This window comes from Sulfurimonas sp. (assembly GCF_014859695.1).
Taxonomy (GTDB): Bacteria; Campylobacterota; Campylobacteria; order Campylobacterales; family Sulfurimonadaceae; genus Sulfurimonas.
The window spans coordinates 1-17585 of sequence record NZ_JACUTS010000008.1 but is presented as its reverse complement, the minus strand read 5'-3'; the positions used below and the strand labels follow the sequence as shown (position 1 = coordinate 17585).

The 17585-nt window shown below is 32.3% G+C and carries 16 protein-coding genes; 11 read left to right on the top strand and 5 right to left on the bottom strand.

The window, feature by feature from the left end; genetic code table 11:
- Positions 1 to 58: 58 nt before the first annotated feature.
- From IBX42_RS03030 to IBX42_RS02995, 8 genes are all read left to right on the top strand, one after another.
- Entirely contained in the window at positions 59 to 2074 is a 2016-nt protein-coding gene (locus IBX42_RS03030; protein ID WP_294928611.1) for an AAA family ATPase, read from the top strand.
- 399 nt (positions 2075 to 2473) lie between these two features.
- A complete protein-coding gene (locus IBX42_RS03025; protein WP_294928609.1) occupies positions 2474 to 3202 on the top strand; it encodes an endonuclease in 729 nt (242 codons plus the stop codon).
- A 41-nt stretch (positions 3203 to 3243) separates the two neighbouring features.
- Positions 3244 to 5217, top strand: a complete 1974-nt coding sequence (locus IBX42_RS03020; protein WP_294928607.1) for a hypothetical protein — start codon at positions 3244 to 3246, stop codon at positions 5215 to 5217.
- A gap of 190 nt (positions 5218 to 5407) precedes the next feature.
- The gene (locus IBX42_RS03015; RefSeq protein ID WP_294928605.1) at positions 5408 to 5578 is read left to right on the top strand and encodes a hypothetical protein; all 171 of its coding nucleotides are present in this window, start codon (positions 5408 to 5410) and stop codon (positions 5576 to 5578) included.
- Complete coding sequence (locus IBX42_RS03010; RefSeq protein ID WP_294928603.1) at positions 5575 to 7140, top strand: Eco57I restriction-modification methylase domain-containing protein; 1566 nt, start codon at positions 5575 to 5577, stop codon at positions 7138 to 7140. The genes IBX42_RS03015 and IBX42_RS03010 overlap by 4 nt, the downstream gene beginning before the upstream one ends.
- A 3-nt stretch (positions 7141 to 7143) precedes the next feature.
- The gene (locus IBX42_RS03005; protein ID WP_294928600.1) at positions 7144 to 8127 is read left to right on the top strand and encodes a BsuBI/PstI family type II restriction endonuclease; all 984 of its coding nucleotides are present in this window, start codon (positions 7144 to 7146) and stop codon (positions 8125 to 8127) included.
- A 15-nt stretch (positions 8128 to 8142) separates the two neighbouring features.
- Positions 8143 to 9243: a DUF262 domain-containing protein gene (locus IBX42_RS03000; protein WP_294928598.1), complete on the top strand. Its 1101-nt coding sequence runs from the start codon at positions 8143 to 8145 to the stop codon at positions 9241 to 9243.
- Between the two features lie 38 nt (positions 9244 to 9281).
- Positions 9282 to 9899 (top strand): MAE_28990/MAE_18760 family HEPN-like nuclease, encoded by a 618-nt coding sequence (locus IBX42_RS02995; RefSeq protein WP_294928596.1) that lies wholly within the window; start codon positions 9282 to 9284, stop codon positions 9897 to 9899.
- 85 nt (positions 9900 to 9984) lie between these two features.
- Here the strand turns inward: IBX42_RS02995 and IBX42_RS02990 are convergent, their stop codons facing one another.
- The 4 genes from IBX42_RS02990 to IBX42_RS02975 are packed head-to-tail and all read right to left on the bottom strand — an operon-like array spanning position 9985 to position 14287.
- Positions 9985 to 10902: a TniQ family protein gene (locus IBX42_RS02990; protein WP_294928594.1), complete on the bottom strand. Its 918-nt coding sequence runs from the start codon at positions 10900 to 10902 to the stop codon at positions 9985 to 9987.
- On the bottom strand, positions 10902 to 11783 hold the full coding sequence (locus tag IBX42_RS02985) for a TniB family NTP-binding protein (protein WP_294928592.1): 882 nt from the start codon (positions 11781 to 11783) through the stop codon (positions 10902 to 10904). Before IBX42_RS02985 ends, IBX42_RS02990 begins: the two co-directional genes overlap by 1 nt.
- Complete coding sequence (locus tag IBX42_RS02980) at positions 11776 to 13650, bottom strand: DDE-type integrase/transposase/recombinase (protein ID WP_294928590.1); 1875 nt, start codon at positions 13648 to 13650, stop codon at positions 11776 to 11778. The genes IBX42_RS02985 and IBX42_RS02980 overlap by 8 nt, the downstream gene beginning before the upstream one ends.
- Positions 13637 to 14287, bottom strand: coding sequence for a TnsA endonuclease N-terminal domain-containing protein (locus IBX42_RS02975; RefSeq protein WP_294928587.1), 651 nt, complete (start codon positions 14285 to 14287; stop codon positions 13637 to 13639). The genes IBX42_RS02980 and IBX42_RS02975 overlap by 14 nt, the downstream gene beginning before the upstream one ends.
- Before the next feature lie 184 nt (positions 14288 to 14471).
- Between IBX42_RS02975 and IBX42_RS02970 the strand changes: the two genes are divergently transcribed.
- Genes IBX42_RS02970 through IBX42_RS02960 form a run of 3 tightly spaced genes read left to right on the top strand, consistent with a single transcriptional unit; the run spans position 14472 to position 16404 of the window.
- On the top strand, positions 14472 to 14663 hold the full coding sequence (locus IBX42_RS02970; protein WP_294928585.1) for a hypothetical protein: 192 nt from the start codon (positions 14472 to 14474) through the stop codon (positions 14661 to 14663).
- A gap of 5 nt (positions 14664 to 14668) precedes the next feature.
- Positions 14669 to 15421 (top strand): hypothetical protein, encoded by a 753-nt coding sequence (locus IBX42_RS02965; protein WP_294928583.1) that lies wholly within the window; start codon positions 14669 to 14671, stop codon positions 15419 to 15421.
- A 35-nt stretch (positions 15422 to 15456) separates the two neighbouring features.
- Positions 15457 to 16404 (top strand): SAVED domain-containing protein, encoded by a 948-nt coding sequence (locus IBX42_RS02960; RefSeq protein ID WP_294928581.1) that lies wholly within the window; start codon positions 15457 to 15459, stop codon positions 16402 to 16404.
- Between the two features lie 33 nt (positions 16405 to 16437).
- Here IBX42_RS02960 and IBX42_RS02955 read toward each other — a convergent pair.
- A partial coding sequence (locus IBX42_RS02955; RefSeq protein WP_294928579.1) for a hypothetical protein occupies positions 16438 to 17585 on the bottom strand: 1148 nt, incomplete at its 5' end.

The following is a 17585-nucleotide window of genomic DNA, read 5'->3' as shown; positions in this document are numbered from 1 at the left end:
GTTACATATGTAGTTTGCACGATATCACCAATAATAAAAAATTGAGAGGAAATAGCGAATGAGACTAACAAAAGCAAGAGTACAAAATTATAGAAGCATTGTTGATTCGGGTGAATTTGAGGTTGAAAAATTTAAAACTATTTTGGTAGGACCTAACGAAGCAGGTAAAACTGTTTTACTTAAAGCTTTACAGCAATTAAATAAGCCAGAAGATATTGAAGGATTTGATGCATTACGGGATTATCCTCGTTCAATGTATAACGATATTACAACAGGTAAAGTTGATCCTACAAAACTAATAGTTGTAACAGGGTACTTCGAATTAGACGAGCATGATAAAGCCTTAATTCCAAAAGAGTTTCACAACTGTACCTATCAATTTTCTAGAAAACTTAATAATGAAGCAACACATACTTTAATTGATAATCCAGAAAAATTATATTTTAAAGATATAAAAAAGAGCTTTTCAAGAATGTGTGCACATATGGATGAACAATATTTAGAAACTTCTCCAACCGATGATAAGAATAAGCCAACTGTTTTATTTACAACACTTACAGCTGAATGGTCTGATCATAAACTAATATCTGGTGAGGTTGAAATATCATTAAAAAAATGGCTAGATGACAATTATAAATTTGTCAAAGAAGATAATGCAGATGAAGAGAAAAGATATGATAAACTACAAGAAGACATTCAAAAAAATTCAATACAAGCTAAAGTACTAGAGATATTACATACTAGGTTACCAGTATTTATTTTATTTAATAACTATTTTAAGGTTAAGCCTTCAATTCATTTAGCACATCTTTCACAAAGAGTGACACAGAATATTCTTGATGATAAATATTATGATTATGGGAACCTTTGTTTGCTTAAACTTCTTGGTTTTACTGCCAAAGAGTTAGCAGATTTAGGTAACACTCCTAGCCCAGCTATAAATGATGTTGCGGGTTTGAAAATATACAAAGACAAGCTAGATAACAGAAGCTATCAACTTAATGCTGCTAGTGTCAGGCTTACAAAAGAGATTCGTTCTGCTTGGATGCCTAACCCTGATAGACCAGAAGCGGATAAACTTAAAGTCACAGCAGACGGTCAATATCTGAAAGTTGTAGTTGAAGATGATATTGGAGTTGATATTGAGTTAGACCAAAGGTCTGAAGGTTTTCAGTGGCTAGTTTCATTTTTTGTAGTATTTTTCTCCGAGGCGATGGATAAACACGAAAATGCAATATTACTATTAGATGAACCAGGAATGAGTTTGCATGCTCTAAAGCAACGAGATTTTAGAGAAACTATTTCTAGACTTGCTGAGAATAATCAAACACTTTTTAGTACTCATTCCCCTTTTCTTGTTGGACCTGATGAATTAGACATAGTGAGAGTGGTTGAAATGAAAAATAGAACTGATGGAACCAAAGTTCATACTACTCTTTCCTCAGGAGATCCAGCTGGATTACTTCCACTACAGGAGGCATTAGGTTATGATCTTGCAAACAGTTTATTTTCACAACAAAGAAATTTAGTTTTAGAAGGGATTACAGATTATTGGTATATTGAAGCAACAGCAGAGATGTTAAGAGCAGAAAATATAGTTAATTTAAATGAAAAAATTGCTTTAGTCTTCGCTAATTCGGCTGGGAAAGTCGTATATTATGCCACTATATTACATGCTCATAAACTTAAAGTTGCAGCTTTGCTTGATTCTGATTCAGCAGGGGACCAAGCAGCTCAACAAGATAGCTTGGTACATACACTAGGAAATAAGAATATTTTACGAACTAAAGACTACTGTGATGTACCAAAGGCAGAGATAGAAGACCTTCTTAGAGAAACATTAATCAATGTAGCTAATGAAGAATTTGGTATTGACACTTCAGAAGTTGCAAGTAAGCAACCAAACAGACCAATTATTGAGCTATTCTCAAGTGAAATAAATGATTTTTCTAAATATAAATTAGCAAAAGCTTATATTAGATGGACTAGAACTCATGAAGCTAATGACTTAGCTACTACAGAACAAGAAAAATGGAAAAATTTGATTGAAAATATAAATAAAGTTTTGAAGTAAACATAACAAAACAGTCGAGCCAATCAAAAAACCGCAGGCGGATTTTTGATTGCTCATTTTAAACGTTAAATTCCTAAAGTCCTTATATTTGTAACAATATTAGCTATCACGAGTTTTCTGTGTTCCACAAAGTGTTCAAAAAGTCAAAACAACAAAGTTCCACAAAACTTAAGGGGTTATGGAACAAAAAAGTGACCTTTCAAGTAATCTGTAACCCCTCACTTATTTATGTAGAAATTCTACCATTTCTATGTCCTAAGAAGTGTAGCCAGATCATCTTTTAGTAACTAGCTTAATATTATCATAAATTATATTTCAATCAATAAATTTTATTTGGATTAATGATAAAAATAGAGCTTGATAGATATACTGCTTAGAAAAAAACTAAGTGAGCTTTTTATGAAAATTTTTCTAACATTTTTATTTTTGATAATTTCCGTTTTCGGAGACAATGAATCCTTTTCCAAGTCCAAAAAAGAACTCCGCAAAATCCATCGAGATCATCAGGTTACCTTTTATTGCGGTTGTAAATATAACTATACCAATAAAGATAACATGATTGACAGAAATTCATGTGGTTATGTTCCTCGTAACGAATATACAAAAAAAGGCAAGAAAAACGAACGTGCCAGACGCATAGAGTGGGAGCATATCATACCAGCTGAAAATTTCGGTCGTCAGTTTAGCTGCTGGAGAGACGGTGATGCTCAGTGTGTAAATACTAAAGGAAAGTCGTATAAAGGGCGCAGGTGCTGCAAAAAGGTGAGCAAAGAGTTCCGTATTATGGAAGCCGATATACATAATCTTCAACCTGCCATCGGAGAATTAAACGCAGATAGAAGCAACTTTAGGTTTGATTTTGAATTGCCAACTACAGGACAGTATGGTGAGTGTAAATTCGAGGTAGATTTTAAAGCTGACAGAGCAAGAGTGAGAGAAGAGCTTCGTGGAGTGATTGCAAGAACCTATCTCTATTTCAACAAGCAATACGATATGAAGATATCTAAGCAAGAGATGCTAAAATATGAAGCTTGGAATAAGATGTACCCGTCTAACGAGTGGGAAGTTGAGAGAAGTGGACGAATTGCAAAGATTCAAGGGAGTTCGAATATCTTTATTTTAAAATAAAAATATAATAAAATCTAAAGTTAGTTATGGGGAATTAAAATATGAGTATAAATAAAGCGATTACATATAGTTTGTTGGCGCATATTAGAAATAATGCTACTTTGATTAGAGGACCATTGGATATTTTTGTTCCTTTAATCAAAAGAACGCTTTCAAAAATGAATACTAATAAAATATATGGTGGTAAAAATCTTACCGAGATTGTTGATTATGCGAAAATACTTTATGATATTGAATTTCCCGTTCCTGTATTGAGGAGTATATTAGAGGTAATTGCATTAGAATTGCAAAATACAAATGCAGGAGCATTTATTCTTAATGATGACAATTCATTTGCTATCGCAAATTATACATTTGTTGAGTTTGAAGAAAGTGTCAGAAAAAGAAAAGAAGAAATTAAAAAACTTGAACAGCTATTTCAAGATTTTTGCGGAAAATCAAATCTAATAGTAGAGGATAGCAAATCGATATTTTCATTTTTAGAAAAAAACAAGCTTTCCCTTGCAAAATATTTATCTCATTCAGAAGAACTAAATGGGCACGATTATTCAATTGAAGTTCAATTTGTAAACTATTTTCGTAATATTCCTCCGGTATATGATTTGTTGAAAAGTTTATATTTAGGTTCTATTCTCTCTGAGTATCTTGAATATAAGCCAACAGATATATGCATGAATATCGAACTTCTTTTTGATACAAACTTTATAATTAGCTTATTAGATTTAAATACTCCAGAATCGACACATACCTGCAATACACTGCTTAAAATTGCCAAACAACAAGGCTATATATTGACAATTTTAGAAGAAACAATCGAAGAAATTAAATCGTTACTGAAGAAAAAAGCCGATGGGTTGCATAAGTCTTTTTTTGTAAAACAAGTCTATATGGAAGACATATACAATGCATGTGAACGAAGAAACTTGACGCAAGCAGATCTCGAAAGAATGATCGATAATATAGAAGTACAAGTATTGAGCTTTAATATAAATAAAGTATCAATTGATAAAGAAATTAAAAAAATAGCGCTTGCTAGCCCAGATTATTCTTCCTACAAGCAGAAGAGAACTAGTGACATCTCGGCACAACATGATACTTTTGCCCTTCATTATGTAAAAGAAAAAAGAGGAAACAAAAAGATTTCAGATTTTGCTGATGTAAATTGTTGGTTTGTTAATAATGCTATATCACGAGGGTTTAAGCAACAGTATGAAAAAACCTATCAACCAGAAATTATCAAGGCAGACGATCTTCTGAGCATTCTGTGGTTGAGTAATCCGCAGGTTAATGAAGTTGTATCTGCAAGTGAAATGGCTGATATCGGGTTGTCTTCATTAGTATCATTGACGTTTACCGCTTCTTTGCCCCAAACTTCGATTATTAAAGAATTTGAGGGCAACATAGAAAAATATGCAAAAGATGAAGTGTCAACACAAGATATTATAAGAATAGCCACTAGAATCGCAGATAAACAATTAACAAATATAGATGAACTTAATCGGTTGGCAAGTGAAGATAAGGAAGAATTTGTCAAACGATTGGAAGATGAAGCCAAAAAACAAGAACAGTTAGAGATAGAGAGAGTTGAAGCACTTTCTACGATAATAGAAAAATTTACTCATGAATTAGGAAAAATAGAAGAGACAAAGCAAAAAAGAGCTGACGAAAAGAAACTTATTAAAAAGCTTGAAAAGGAATATGGTCAAACACAGGATAAAGTTCTTGGCTTAAATTCAGAACTTGAAGCAACAAAAAAAGCTTTGAAAAAAGTAGAAATTGATGATAATGTTGAAAACTGGAAACAAAATTCTCGATTGATATTACTTTTGTTTATTGCTGTATATTTGCCGGTTGCTTTTTATATTTCTATGTATGACATTGAGATACTAAAAGAACCGTGGATACCATTGGCTTTAACGGTAGTATCAGCATTGTGGTTCTTTCCTATAAAACTATTTTACGATAGGCATTGGAATCATAGTAACATTGAGAGCTATAAGAAAAGCATGGAATAAATATTTGTTGACTTAGTTAAAAAGCTAGTTATGTGGCAACTACGACTGTTATAACTTCTTCTGTCTTATAATCATTTAAAACAAAGCCCCTTGATATATTGTTTTATAGTAAATAATAAAAGTATGTAATTGGGACTTTTTTGATAATATATTTATAATATAACAGAAGTAAATGAAAAGGGAGGATTTCTTGGCAAGATTGAATAAGCTAGAATTAACACAAAAAGAATTTTTGGTCATCATAGGGTTTGGTTATCAAATAGTAAATCAATGGAAAGATGGGGTAATCCCGAATCGGATGTCCCTGGTATTAGATTATCTTGATGTGTTAAAAGTAGCAAAACAATACGGATTAAAATGAATAAAAAAAAAGATCCCCCTAGTAGTTTAGAAAAAAATGTTGAAATTTTGAATCTGACTTGTATGATATTGAATAAAATATTTGACAAGAGATTAAATCCAGCATTAATTAACAAAGAAAAAAGTAAAAAGCTTGGGCAATATTTTACCAGCATAACTATCGCAGAGTATATGACAAAGATGATTTTACCTCCTGAAAATAAAAAAATATGGAATCAGATAAGAATACTAGATGCTGGTGCTGGAGAAGGTATTTTAGGGGTTGCTGCCGTGTTACACTGCATCTCAATGGGATATAAAAATATACATTTAACAGCATATGAAATAGATGAAGAGTTAGTTCAATATCTGCAGACACAGATAGAAAAATTATATGAGTTTGAAGAGTTAAATGACATAATACTTGAATTTGAAATTCACTGTAAAGACTTTGTATTAAACAGACCAGATCAAGACAAAACTATATTGCCATTTGACATATGTATAATTAATCCGCCATATTTTAAATATAGTGTAAAAGATTCTTTATATAGTAAGGCAACTTCTGACTTATATAAAGGTGATCCAAATATTTATGCATCAATTATGGCTATTTGCTTGTCTAGCTTGACTGAGCATGGACAATTGGTAGCCATTATCCCAAGAAGCTTTACAAACGGACTATACTTTAAGGGTTTTAGACAATATTTATCTGCAGTTTCTAGTTTAGATAGAATACATATTTTTCAGTCACGAGATAAAGTGTTTAAGGACTCAAACGTTCTACAGGAAAATATAATATGCAAATTGACTAAAGGCAAGCAAAAGCAAAAAATATCTATAACCTCTAGTTATTCAAATAAAGATATATCTAATGAAAATGGAAAAAGTTATGATAATGCTTTTATATTTGACACGTCTTACGACTTAATGATAATTCATATTCCTGAAACTGAGAGTGATGCTTATATAATGCAGCAAGCAAACCAATTAAAAAATACCTTTTCTAATTCTGGTTATTATATTTCAACTGGTCCAATAGTTGAACATAGAACAAGAGAATATATCGTAGATGGCAAGAGTATTATTGATAACACTGTACCATTGTTACGTCCACATAATGTACAATTAATGACCGCTTCATGGTCTGGTAAGCACAAAAAAGATGTTACGTTTAGAGTCGTAGATGGTTCAAGTAAGCATTTACTTACAAATAATGTTTATGTTCTACTGAAACGTTTTTCAAGCAAAGATGAAAAAAAACGTTTAACTGCAGGTGTATACAAGCCAAACAATGGAAGTGAACTTGTGGGATTTGGAAATAAATTAAACTACATCGGGGTTCAAAATTCTTTGATGAATTTTGAAGAAGCACTAGGAGTAGCTGCAGTATTTAATTCTACATTTATGGATAGTTACTTTCGCTGCTTGTCGGGGAACACACAGGTTAATGCCACAGAAATTAGGGTAATGAAGTTTCCATCTAGAGATATTGTAAAATCTATTGGTAAGAAATTGGTGGACATAGAAGTAACTCAAGAAACGTTAGATAGAATAGTTTTAAAATATCTATTTAAGGGTTAAACAATGGTGGAACAGAATGTTGATTTGCTGATAGCAAAGAAGCTAGAAGATGCAGGAAAAATTTTATCCGCACTAGAGCTGCCAAAGCCTCAGCAAAACGATAGATCACAAAGAGTTTTCTTAGCATTAGCAAATATAAAACCTGCAGATATATGGGAAAAAGTGAGTGCACCATTATTAACAACGCATCAAATTATGAAATTTATAGAAAAAGAGTATAAACATAAGTATGCAACTAATAGCAGAGAGTCAATCAGAAAAGAGACACTACATCAATTTGAACAGGCTGGATTAATTGAGAGAAATAGAGATGACGCAGCAAGGGCTACAAATAGTAGTAAAAATAATTATTCTTTAAATCGTAGTGTTATTAATATATTACATGCGTACCCTCATGGCAAATGGAAATTAAAAGTGCAAGAACATCTAGATGAAGTGCCTTCGCTTATAGAACAGTATTCCAAAAAAATTCATAAAACTAAAATACCAGTTGTATTGCCTAGTGGGAAAGAGATAACGTTATCGCCTGGAAAACATAACGAATTACATGCAGATATAGTTCATGAGTTTTGTCCTAGATTTATAGGAAAATCCGGTGTAGTACTATATATAGGAGACACAGCTAGTAGCAGAGAGGAAGGCGGAAAGTTTTTGCATTTAGAAGATGATTATTTATTGAAATTGGGAGTTCCTCCAATGTCTCATGATAAACTACCGGATGTTGTTGTATATGATAAAGATAAAAAATGGCTTTTTTTAATAGAAGCTGTAACAAGCAGAGGTCCAGTTTCTCCCAAGCGTTGGCTTGAGTTGGAAGATGCTTTGAAAGAGTGTAAGGTTGGTAGAGTTTATGTTACCGCATTCCCAGATCAAAAAGAATTTAGGAAGCATGCTGCAGATATTGCATGGGAAACTGAAGTCTGGATAGCAGACAACCCAGATCATATGATTCATTTCAATGGTGATAGATTTTTAGGACCACACTAGAATAAGGATATTAAATTGAAAAAAATAGAAAAAGAAATAGATCAGAATAGACGAAAGATTCATACAGATGCATATCCTATGTCGATAGGAGAGATAATTAATCTTTATAGAGATAAAGAAATAGATATCCATCCGGAATTTCAGCGAATTTATCGGTGGACAGATTCTCAAAAAAGTAAATTAATTGAATCGATTTTGCTTGGCATCCCATTGCCATCAATTTTTGTTGCTCAAAGAGATGATGGGGTCTGGGATGTAGTTGATGGCTTGCAGAGACTATCAACAATATTTTCTTTTTTAGGAATATTTGAGGATGAAAATAAAAAAATTGTCCCTCCATTAAAGTTAATAGGAACAGAATATATCCCATCTCTTGAAGGTATTTATTGGAGTCATTCTAACCCAGAAAATGAAATACCTGCAGAAATAAAAAGAGCCTTCAAAAGAGAAAAAATTGATGTAAAAATTATTAAGAAAGAAAGTGATGAGAATGCGAAATATGAGTTGTTTCAAAGATTAAACACTGGTGGAAGTAGACTTTCTGAGCAAGAAGTTCGCAATTGTTTACTGATTATGATTGATCATAAAATATATGATTGGATAAAAAAATTATCTGAAAATGAGCATTTTAGAAGTTGTTTGCCATTAACAATAAAACAGGAACAAGAGCAAGCCTATATGGAAATTGTTTTAAGATTTGTTGTCTATAGACATGTAAAACAAGATCAGATAAAAAAATATACAGATTTAACGGAGTTATTAACAGATGCCATGAAAACTGTTTTTTTAGATGAAAATTTTGACAAAGATGCCGAAGAAGAGATATTTAATAAAGTGTTTATGTTGTTGGATGATACCTTGCAAGACAATAGCTTTAAGAAATATAGCGTAGAAAAAGCTAAATATCTTGGACCGTTCTCTTTGTCTATTTTTGAAGTAATAGCAATTGGGCTGAGCTATTCTTATAAAAGTGATACTGAGCTGAAGGATTTAATAAATAAAACTTCTAAAAACTTATCAAATGATGAATATTTTATAGATAATACAAAATATGGAACACGATCAATTAATAGATTTAGTGTCCTAGTAAAATATGGGAAAGAAAAATTTAACTAGCAATGAAGGTCAAAACACTTAGCCACTTAGAAGACACATTGGATTCTGAACTGGCATGGAGAAAAAAAGAAATGTCATTAGTAATTAGTAATTTGACATCTGCCAAAGAAGGAATTAGCAAGGATCATTACTTAAGAGTAGCGTTTTTATTGATTTATGCCCATTGGGAAGGTTACATTAAAGTAGCATCTCAAACATATTTAGAATATGTTATAAGTCAAAGACTTACATATGATGTATTAAAATCAAATTTTTTAGCTACAGGGTTACTGAACCATCTTGAGAATGCACCTTCTGTAAAAAACATAAAACATAAAAAAGAAATTATAGATTTTATACTCAATGGTTCAAATATAACAAAATTTTATGGTGAGAGTGCTAAGATGATTGACGCTGAATCTAATTTAAATATTGATGTGCTCGAAAAAATATGTTTATCTTTAGGGATGGAAATAACTACTTTAGCTGCAGATAAAATTTGGATTGATAGCAGACTATTGAAATTCAGGAATAAGATTGCTCATGGAGATAAAGTTTTTTACAGTAACCTTGATTTTTCCATAGAAGAGTTAAGAGATGAAATTCAGAAGTTTTTAGATACATATAGAAATATGATTTCAAATGCTGCAGTTATGAAAGCATTTTTAAAAGAATAAGGGGACAAGGTTTCTAAAATTTCTCTCTTTGATATAAAGCGCTCAATAGTAAAGATAGGGAATCTTCTTTATTATAATTAACATACTACAGAGTGTCTAATTTTTTTTTATAAAACGCTGGAATATATGTCATATCTTTTGACAAAACACTTTTCTGAGTGGTAGCAGAAATATTTTTACCGTTCAGTAGGTTGTCAAATTCCTCCCAAAATCGAATAGAAAGCTTTAACGATTCACAAGGGTTTAGCCTATTGCTTGGAGAAGAATGCGGATTCAGTATTTTTGCTATCTGGTGGTAAACGGTAAAAAAGTCCAACACACTAATCTCTTGATTCGCATATTTATATTTTTTATCCAAAATGATATCGCTCAACTTTTTAATCGCTAAATATTCATTATCGGCTACGGGGATACTCGTGCATAACGATAATTTTTGTCCACAAAACCAGCATTTTGTGAATCCTGCATCATCTTTGAATTTATAAAATGAAATAGGTTTCTTGCATTTGCAACATTTGTCTAACAAGAGTATTCTATGTGTTAAACAAACGCTGTAAAAAGAGACTCTCCAAATCTTTCTAAAATAGGGAGCCGAATCTTCTGCCAAGCATAGCGGACAATATTTTAGTCCATGCTTTTGATTTTTTCTGGCACGTGACACAATGGGAGAAAGCATATTATTCCCGGTATTTGTAAGTATCTTTTTTTGCAAAATACCACGATAGCTTTGAAGTGTCATGGAGAAAAGTGTTTCCGCTGGCAAATTGCTTTTTATAGACAGCTTTGCCAATAAATCATCGTTTGCCCAAACGTCCAAATCTCTTGAAAAAATGATATTTTTATATTCAGGAAAGTGCATATTCATCAACGAACAAGGCATGGTGTCGTGAGCCACGGAGACTCTAACTAGCCAAGAACTAAGAAGTTCATCTTCATGAGGATGTGGGTGCAACACAAAAGGTTTTTGAGATAAATCTATGAATGCAGTTACATAAGATATCATCAGTACATTCCTGTTTCTCTCTTATATCCACATTTCTTTAATCCATCCAATGATATATATTCGGTAGAAGTATCAATTGCGTTTTCAGTTGCAAGCATAAGGAGCGTTATAATCTCCCCTATATACCCATCAGTTTGATTATATATATCTAAAGCTATCTCTTTTGTTCTAGCTAGGTTAGAGGGTTTTTTAAGAGGTAATAACTTTTCTATACTGGCAAGTAAACTTAAATACTCTTGGTCTAGTTTCCATTGGGGAAGATGCGTAGGCGGAAATCTGTTCTTTATCTGGGCATCTGTGCTTGTAGCCCTAAGCGCGTCTTTTATTCCGACTAAAACTATAGGAATTTGCAGGGTGTTATTCAAATTCTTTAGTGCGTTCATAAACTCTTTTTGTTTGCCAATAGTCCCGCTGAGAATGTTATGTATTTCATCTACAATAAGCATCTTGACATTTGTTTGCTCAAAATAATATTGAATTTGATGAAGTTTTTTACTCTTCTTTGCTGTACTCGCAAAAGGCACCATCATCTCATAGAGTATTGCATCATACAACGCATTCAAATCAGGTCCTTCGGGAGCCATGATATTGACAATTGGTATGATGACTGATTCATCATTGTTTTCAGTCATATGTTTTTTACAAAAGTAATCAACTATAGAGCTCTTACCATTATTGGTTTCTCCATATAAAAGCATGTTTGGCATACGAAGTTTTTTCGGCATATTATAGAGTCGTTCTAGTTGTTGAAGCACTTCCTGCGCTTTTGGGTATCCAATCCATTTATCTGTATCTAAAAATTTAATACGCTCTTGTTTTGATTTATCAAGAACAGCTAAAGCTGACGGATGTAGGTTACTTAAATGTTCTTCATTACTCATCGTCACCCTTTGCAAAAACTTCTATATCATCAAATGCCTGTACATTGTCAAACAATGCATCAAATTCACTATTAATTGGCTTTTTATCATCTGATAGAATAATCTTTTGATTTTCATTGCGTTTTTTATGTGTCTTTTTTGATGATTCTATTTTTCTGCTTGTTTTAGTTGATTTTTTAGCTTCTTCTTTTATTTTATCCATACGCTCGTACGCTGCAAATATTTCCATCTCATCATAATTTTCTCTGCCTTTTTCTTTTAGCTCTCTAGTGATTTCATGTAGTTCCCACATTGACATTGGTGGATAGCTGACATTTCTGTAAGGCAGAGGAAAATACTCTTTGATTTCAGGATCATAAAAATAGATGGTGCTTATATCTCTTGGATTTCGTTTAAATACAAATTGTCTGGGCTTGCCGGTTTTTTCATCTTTTGCTTTAATCCAGCGTCTTAATACATCTGCATAGTAAGTTATATTATCAAGCTTAACGCCGGGCTGCTGTATTGTTCTGTTAAAAGTGGGTAATAGGTCTATTTTAAATCTATTTTCATCTGCTATTTTAGCCGGTATTCCTGTACCTGGGTATTTGCCATCTCCGAAGACACCCTCTTCAAATTTACTAATAGGCGTAGTTTGCAAAGTTTCATGAATTCTTGTATGATAGACATTTACAATAAACTCAGTTATCCACTTTTCAAGTTCATTTAGAGTGAGCGATGCTTCTTTATCAGAGTTGTATTGACCTCTTTGGGTTGGATTAGAGAAGGTAGCCCCCGGTAATGTATGAACTTCCCTCATATATGTCCCGATGGCTCTTTCAATATTTCCACCTAGATTTGGGGTTCCGGGAAGCCTGTAAGTAACGGTTATCCCGTATTGTTCACAAAATCTTCTAAGTTCCTTGTTTTGAAATTCAGGACCGTTATCGAGGTTTATATTTTTTGGTATGCCCCATATCTTCCAGTCTCCTTCTACACCAATGTGTTGAAGATATCTTTCTTTGCTAAGAACACCATTTGCCAAACATTGACTCACACTATAATAGCTTGGTGCTTCAAGTGCTATATAGAAACCAAATATCATTCTGCTGTAGATATCAATAGCAATTGTTAGATAAGGTCGTCCAATTGGTTTTCTTTCTACTTCATCTACTAATATAATATCCATTGGTGTATTGTCAATTTGTACAGTTTCTAGTGGAAATAATCCATCAGGAAACATGCCATCCATATTGTTATATTTTCTATCAGCTATTTTTCTGCTCTCCCGTTTAGCAACTATTTGTTCTTGGGATAGTTTTTTAACACGTCTTCTGAATGTATTTTCATGCGGCGGCGTTACATCTGCATTTCTACATCTTTTTTGCACTTCTCTATATACAGCACGAACAGGGAGCTTCTGTTTATCAAGATATAGTGTTTCAATTGCTTTATTCATAATTAATTCGGCTGCTTGCTCAATTCTTGTATGTCCTTTAGGACCTCTGTTCCTTATATTTGGTACTAGCGACTGCAATAAGCCTGTCGCTTCATATTTCTCTTTCCATCTATAAATAGTCGCTTGATGGATATTGTGTTGTTTAGCTATCGCTAGGAGTTCTTTTTTCCCAAGACCTTGCTCAATAATAGGTCTTATAATTTCTAGCCTATTTTTTGCTACTTCCCAATCTTCGTCAGCTATATCATCAATCCTATCAAGATTTTTATTTGGTGTATTATTTGTTATGTCTGATATAGCAAGTAATTCATTCTTGTGAGTGACTAAATCCTTTGCGAGTATATAATCCATATCCACATGCTTATCAATCTCATATTCTTTACCTTGGTATGTAAAAACAGTACCTTTTTTAAATTCATACATTTCCATGAGAAAGCCTTATGATAGAGTTGTTGGATATGGCTTGGTCCATATCTATATATAAATGTCTTTTGTAAATAAGATGCCAGATATATGGAGTGTATGATGCTTGAATATATTTATCCTCAGAGCAAAGATTTTGAAGGTTTGAAAAACTTATTTCTTTAGCCTTTTGAACAATATTAGTGATCGTATCTGCGTACTCTGGATTGCTTGGCACATCTGCAAAGCCATATAAATATTTACAGTTTTCTAATCTTTGTGTTCGTATATCAAATTCTGTAATTAGTTTAAAATCCATATCATTTTCATAGAGGTATTGTTCAATTTGTTCAAATTTTTGCTTTAGGAACACCTTTTTATCTTTAATAACTTTTGAGGGTTTTACTTCTACGATACATGAAAGTTTGTCATCATCAAAATAGTGAATAATGCAGTCCGGAGTATAAGGGGTTCTTCGATTTAGGTATGTGTAATAAAGAGTTACAGGTTGCTCTTCGTAAGACTCTACACTCTCATCCATCTCAAGAAGTAAAAAGAAGTCACGTTCTAGGGATGATTCAAATTCTATATGCCTATCATTCTTGAAGCTATAGAATACTCCGGTTACAGAGAAGTGATTCATTTTTATTTTGCGGACAGGCATTGAATCATTCCTTTTAATTTTAATGAAATAGATTACTGCAAAGTTTGTAAATTGTCAAATATAATTTTTCATTCTAGTAATCTTTAGATTTTAAGTTTATCAGAATCAAGACGTTACCTGAAATATAATACATAAAAAAACATATTTAGTTATACTTCTGGTACTCTCACAAAAGGTTATGCTAATGGATGTTGCTATAAAAAATAAAATGTTAGAAGCAATGGTTGAATCTTTAAAAATTTCTGGCGATGTTATGAAATCGGCAGAAAATAGATATTTAAGCGTAGGAGACTGGTTTGACAGAGATGAATCAACACTTAAAATTATTCTCCTAAGCTTTATTCTCAAGGTTCTATTAGGCTCGGAACTGCAATAAAACCTTTGAATGAAAAAGATGACTTTGATTTAGATGCGGTATGCGTGTTAAATAAATTTGATATCCATAAATTTTCTCAAAAATCAGCTAAAGAGATGGTTGGTTATGAAATCAATAAATATGTAAAAAAACATAACTTCAAAAAAGAAGCAACTGAAGGCAAAAGATGTTGGACTATGGAGTATGCAGAATCTGCACAGTTTCATATGGATATTCTTCCTGCAATACCAGATAAGATTGGTTTTGTAAGACTCCTTGAAGAAAGAAAAGTAGCCTTCGATTCTAGTGATCCATATATGAAGTATGCTCTAGCAATTACTGATAATACAAATGGGAATTATCCTATTGTTGATACAAACTGGCCAAGAAGCAACCCGAAAGGCTTTCACGAATGGTTTAAAAAACGTCTGATTGTCAAAAAAACTGCATATGATGAAAGACTAAAGATGGCATTTGAGCATGTAGAAGACATCCCAGACAATTCAATTACCTCTCCTTTGCAAAAAGCGATAATGATACTAAAAAGACATAGAGATATATTGTTTCAAGATGATAAAGAGGATAAACCAATATCTATTATAATAACAACATTAGCAGCAACAGCTTATCAGGGAGAGGATAATATACATGATGCATTGATTACAATACTGTCTGAACTAGATAATATTCCTACAAAAGATGGAATGCACTATGTGACTAATCCGGTAAATCCTCTTGAAAATTTTGCTGATAAATGGGAGAACCTACTAAGCGAATAAAATATTTTGAGTGGGTGAAAAAAACGAGAAGCGATATGTTTTTTTTATTAAGTGATCATGCGTTTAATAATAAGCTTTTACTAGAAAATGCTTTTGGAAGCACACCGATTAATAAAGCTTTTGATGTTGATGGTGTAAAAGGTGGGATTATTAATAGAATTGCAGGAAAACTTCTATCGCTAACTCATATTAAAAAACCAAGTTGGAAAAGAAATATAAAATCTCCTAAAGATATTGTGCCCAGAAGAGAAAAAAGTAAAATAAATCCTGTTGACTTAAAACGGATTGATTCTTATGATGTTAATGAAGTAAAAAAGAACTATTATTTTAATCGAGAACTCATTCAAGAAAGGATTGAGAATAAAGAATCATCAAGAGCATATTTAGCAGCTTTAGGTAGTTTCCCATACTTGTTTTTATTAGGAACATTAGTAAGGAACGCTTACTCTAATACTAAAATAATGGATTTTAATAGATATAAAGATGGTGGAAAATGGTATGTCCTTCCGCCTATGTCAACAAATGCAGAAAAGATAGTGCATATGTTACATTATGGTGCTAACACAATTGATGCTGAAATTTATAGATTTAACCAAAACAATGAAGATATTGGCATAGCACTATCTTATACATTTTTAATGGAAAAGACCACAATACCTATTGAACTTAGAAATAATACTCTCTACCTTAGATTATCGGTAGAACCTCGTCATGATAATGTTGCAAGTGAAGAGATACAAACAGAGCTTTTAAAAGATATTTCATATTACTTACGGACGCTTGCTAAACCAGGTAGGAATATCCATTTATTTGTTGCTGCTCAAGCTTCTATGTGTCTGAATCTTGGTGTTAATTATATGGACAATGCTCATGGGCAATTAATCGTGTATAACTTTGACCGTGATATTCTACAGCACAATTGGGCTGTAAAAATTAAAAATGAAGAGATAGAAGTTTACGATACATCTGTTTTTTCTTATTAGGCGGAGCGTTAAAAATTTCGTGTCAGAGACAATCTATATCTCTTTTTTATGCGTATACACATGTTGCTTATCATTAATATATAGTTTTGTAAAAATACTTCTGTCAAACAGTTCATCTGTAAGAATATATGTTTCCCTTAATATTGACAATAGTTCACTGTCTGCACATTGAATATTCAGTCCTATATCACTAATATCATTAAACATAACAGGATTATTGTGCGCTATATGTATTTTAGGGTTTGTAAAAAAAGATGCTATTTTATGAGCAGTCCTTCCGTTTTTTGTAAGTCTTATCCACCATGGAAGCACTAAATAATAGCTAAATTTATAATTAACAGCCTTAAAATTATTGAACATATATTTCATAAGCCAGTATATAGTATAGTTCTTTGTCATTGATATTGAAATACTACAATCAAAAATTATTTTTCTGATTGTTCTGCTATCCCAATCTTTGTAAAGTGCTTTTGATATAAATGGGTTAAATGGATTGTGAGCATGTCTGGCTTCATTTGCAATTTTTTTTAGTTCTGCCGCAGGGTAATATTCGTTGCTTGCTGGTGATGGCATTTGAACATCAAATGGGCTCATTGAACTCTCTGGTGTCATTATTATTTCATCCCCCGACATAGTCATCATTGCTGCCGCAGAATGTGCTATATAAGGTATTATATATGTTACTTTTTTAAAGCGTTTTCGAATGATTTCAACTAGCTGTCTTGCAACTATCATATATCCACCTCTGCTGTGAAGGATAATATCTATTTCTTGGATGTTTTCCGGCACATCATTAATTAAATTAACAAAATGTTTTATATCTTCATTGGAGATATTGATTAAATTTGAAGATACATTTTTATTTACAGCTGATAAATATGCTAGCACCGGTCTAGCTCTTAGAGTAGAAACTTTTTTCATATTATTTTGTAGAAAATTTAATAAGTCGTCATTTTGTAGTTCCCCATAGCTCTTCTCAAAAGATATGAATTTTCCAGTAGTAGATAAATGCTCCATTATTCCTAACATCCTTTTTGAACTTGACACACCACATTTTATATTATTATATATACCAATATTATCGGGATTACTATACATGTATATAGCACAGTCTTTTTTATTTTGCTTACTGACCTTACGCACCAAGGAATCAAAGTTGCTTAATCTAAAGCATGAAAACA

What these genes read in the sequence shown, in the direction of transcription:
- IBX42_RS02980 (WP_294928590.1), bottom strand. Translation starts at nt 13,650, where the DNA reads ATGGAAATGTATGAATTTAAAAAAGGTACTGTTTTTACATACCAAGGT.
- IBX42_RS02975 (WP_294928587.1), bottom strand. Translation starts at nt 14,287, where the DNA reads ATGCCTGTCCGCAAAATAAAAATGAATCACTTCTCTGTAACCGGAGTA.
- IBX42_RS03005 (WP_294928600.1), top strand. Translation starts at nt 7,144, where the DNA reads ATGGTGGAACAGAATGTTGATTTGCTGATAGCAAAGAAGCTAGAAGAT.
- IBX42_RS02990 (WP_294928594.1), bottom strand. Translation starts at nt 10,902, where the DNA reads ATGATATCTTATGTAACTGCATTCATAGATTTATCTCAAAAACCTTTT.
- IBX42_RS02985 (WP_294928592.1), bottom strand. Translation starts at nt 11,783, where the DNA reads ATGAGTAATGAAGAACATTTAAGTAACCTACATCCGTCAGCTTTAGCT.
- IBX42_RS02960 (WP_294928581.1), top strand. Translation starts at nt 15,457, where the DNA reads ATGTTTTTTTTATTAAGTGATCATGCGTTTAATAATAAGCTTTTACTA.
- IBX42_RS03025 (WP_294928609.1), top strand. Translation starts at nt 2,474, where the DNA reads ATGAAAATTTTTCTAACATTTTTATTTTTGATAATTTCCGTTTTCGGA.
- IBX42_RS02970 (WP_294928585.1), top strand. Translation starts at nt 14,472, where the DNA reads ATGGATGTTGCTATAAAAAATAAAATGTTAGAAGCAATGGTTGAATCT.
- IBX42_RS03010 (WP_294928603.1), top strand. Translation starts at nt 5,575, where the DNA reads ATGAATAAAAAAAAAGATCCCCCTAGTAGTTTAGAAAAAAATGTTGAA.
- IBX42_RS03030 (WP_294928611.1), top strand. Translation starts at nt 59, where the DNA reads ATGAGACTAACAAAAGCAAGAGTACAAAATTATAGAAGCATTGTTGAT.
- IBX42_RS03020 (WP_294928607.1), top strand. Translation starts at nt 3,244, where the DNA reads ATGAGTATAAATAAAGCGATTACATATAGTTTGTTGGCGCATATTAGA.